Raw genomic sequence first — 3,020 nt, 5'->3', positions numbered from 1 at the left:
AGCACACCCGCCTCCGCCAGGCCGGCGAGGACCGCCGACGCCTGCTCCCGGTCGCCGCCGACCGCCGACGCGGCCTCGTCCGCCGTGCGGGTGCCGTCGCAGAGCGCCAGCAGCGCGGCGGTGCCGTCGCCGATCCGGTAGGCCTGCACCGGCGGCGAGCCCCACCGGCGCCGCAGCAGCACCGTGGTGCGCGCGGACGGCAGCTCGGCGATCGGCGACCCCGCGGTGACGTCGTGCTCGAACCCCACGACCCGCACCGCCGCCGACACCGCCAGCGCGTCGCCGGGCGCGGGCGCGACGTGGTCGCGTGCCGCGCGCGCCGCCTCCCGGTCCCGGGACAGCGTCACGCGGGCCAGCTCGTACCGGGCGTGGTCGGCCAGCGGCGGCGTCGCCCGCTCCGACAGCCACGCCACCAGGCGCTCGGCCTCCCACAGCCCGGGCGCGCGCCCGTCCGACTGCGGGCGCCGGACCGTCCGGGCGACGAACTCCTCCCACAGCGCGGCGTGCCGCTCGGTCAGCTCGGCCACCGTCAGCGGCAGGAACGCCGTGACGGCGCGCCGCAGCTTCCCCTGGACGTTCGTGCGCGTCACGCGGAACCCGGCCGGGCGCGCACCGGCCAGCATCGCCAGCTCGGCGTCGCTGAGCCCGTACCGCCGCTGGAGCCGGGCCGGGTCGTCGCGCAGCAGCGCGTGCTCCTCCTCGGACGTCAGGACCGCCGCCAGCGCCTCCTGCACGCTCATCGCACGCCCGCCCTCGTGGCCGAGCCCGCGGACGGCGGCACGGCCGCGGCGCCTTGGGCGTTCCGGAGCGCGGCCCGGGCCCGGTCGACCTCTGCGAGCAGCTCCCCGAAGTCGTCGGGGAACCGCTGGTCGCGCTCCACCAGCGTGGCGTTCACATGCGTGCGCGCCAGCAGCTCGTCGAGCAGGTCCCATACCCGGTCGGGCACCTGCGTGGCATGGCTGTCGATCGCCAGCTCGGCGTCCCCGGCGGCGTGCAGGCCCGCCCCGTCGCCCGTCCCGGTGTCCGTCGTGGCGCCGGGGTCTGCTCCCGCCTCGTATCCGCCGGCGAGGTGCACCTGCACGACCCGCTCGACCGGGACGGTGTCGAGAAACTCCAGCGGGTCGAAGCCGTGGTTGCGGGCGTTGATGTCCAGGTTCGCCAGATCGAGCAGCAGGCCGCAGTCGCAGTGCTCCATCACCTCGGCGATGAACTGCGCCTCCGTCAGCGGCGTCGCCATGTCCACGTAGTAGGTGATGTTCTCCAGCAGGAACGGGCGGCCGACCGCGTCCTGCACCCGCTGCGCCTTGCGCCCGAGCCGCCGCGCCAGCTCGCTCGTCCGCGGCAGCGGCGCCAGCAGCCCGAGCGCGATCCGGTCCGTCCTGGTGAAGCACAGGTGGTCGCTGAACCACGGCGCGTCGATCTCCTCGACGAGATCCGCGAGCGCCTCCACGTAGCCGGGGTCCGGCTCCCGGTCGGAGCCGATGGACAGCTCCACCCCGTGCGGGACGACCGGGAACCGGCGGGCGAGGTCGCGCAGGCGCTCGCGGTCGTCCGCCGGGGCGTACAGCACGTTCTCGGTGATCACTTCCAGCCAGTCGATCCGCCCGGCGTGCTCGTCGATGGCGTCCGCCAGCTCGGCCCGATGGCCCAGCCCCGAGCCGAGATCCGGAAGCACCGTCACCATGCCCTCCCCCAGATGACCAATGTCAAGGCGCACAGATCTATCACTCTGCGATATCGATCGCTACTGAGAGTGCCCAAGCGTCGGGGCCGCGCACCCCACGGCCCGGCTAACAGTTGCCCAAAGTGATCTTGGCGGGGCGGTCACCCACCCGGTCACCACTCCGACAGCACGAGGGCCTGCACGGCCAGCGCCGTCACTGCCTGCCCGGCCAGCCACCACCGCGACGGCGGCCGGTGCGCGCCCGCGGCGACCAGGAGCCAGGCCGCGAACGGCACCCAGATCCGCTCCACCTCGCCCTTCGTCACCCCCGACACGTCCAGGACGAGCACGCCCAGCAGCGCGGCGGCCGCAAGGAGACCCACGGTCGCGGGGAGCGCCGGAGCACCGGCGAGCGTCACGGGCTCGGCGAGCGGCGCCGACGCCGTTGGCGGACGGACGCGCCAGAACGTGCGCGAGGCGACGCTCGCCTTGGCCGCCTGCCACAGCGACGCCAGCGTCCCCGGCAGCGCTTGCGCCACCGCGGGCCCGACGAGCAGCCCGAGCACGGCCAGGTCGGCGAACAGGAAGTAGGCGTAGGACCGCTGCGCCGACCCGCGGCTGATCAGGTAGGTGTCCAGCGTGGCCCGGACCCCGTCCGGCCACCAGAAGCCCGCGAGCGTCAACGCGGCCGGCACCACCGCCAGCCCCGCGCCCATCACGGCGAGCGCCGCGCGGCCCGGTCGCCTGACGACGAGCACCGCCGCCGGGACCGCGAACAGCGGCAGCAGCCCGTAGCTGAGATAAGGCAGGCTCCCGAGCAGCAGCCCGCCCCCGGCCGCCGCCGCGAGCCGCGCCGCCCGCCTCCCGCCGGGGGCCGCGAGGGCGAGGAGGGCCGTGCCCCAGGCGCCCACGCCCAGGAAGAACGCGTCCATCGCGGTCGCGATCCACAGCGCCAGCGGCGCCAGCACCAGGAACGGCACGGCCGCGCGGGCGGTCCGCTCCCCCGCCAGCCGCCGCACCGTCACGGCGATCGCCGCCACCGACGACGTCCCGGCCGCGATGATGAGCGCCGCCGCCCAGCCCGTCCCGCCGAGACCCGCCCGCTCCAGCGCCCACAGCACCAGCATCGGCAGCGGCGGATGGCCGCGCGTGTGCGTGGGGTAGCCGCCGAGGCGCTCGGTGAAGGTCCGCAGCCACAGCCCCGGATCGGGCCGCAGCGCCGCGAGGCCCGCCGGATACTCGGTCGGCGCGTCCAGCGGCCGGGCGAGCGCGAAGGCCCCGCGCCCGGCGATGCGGGCCAGCGGGTCGGCTCCGATCCGGCCCGCGGCGGAGGCCGAGCCGAGCAGCAGGGCGGACG

3 protein-coding genes are annotated in these 3,020 nt (G+C 76.2%); all 3 read right to left on the bottom strand.

What is annotated here, in order from left to right; translation table 11 throughout:
- On the bottom strand, positions 1 to 740 hold a 740-nt coding region (locus E1300_RS48815), incomplete at its 3' end, for a hypothetical protein (protein WP_131764055.1).
- Entirely contained in the window at positions 737 to 1,684 is a 948-nt protein-coding gene (locus E1300_RS48810; RefSeq protein ID WP_131764054.1) for an MbnB/TglH/ChrH family RiPP precursor modification enzyme, read from the bottom strand. The genes E1300_RS48815 and E1300_RS48810, both read right to left, overlap by 4 nt.
- Before the next feature lie 152 nt (positions 1,685 to 1,836).
- Positions 1,837 to 3,020 (bottom strand): hypothetical protein (locus E1300_RS51090; protein ID WP_165503348.1); only part of this gene is annotated, 1,184 nt, incomplete at its 5' end.

The sequence above is a fragment of the Actinomadura fibrosa genome, assembly GCF_900659615.1.
Lineage (GTDB): Bacteria > Actinomycetota > Actinomycetes > Streptosporangiales > Streptosporangiaceae > Spirillospora > Spirillospora fibrosa.
The sequence above is the reverse complement of the archived record's forward strand: the minus strand, read 5'-3'. Positions and strand labels throughout refer to the sequence as shown.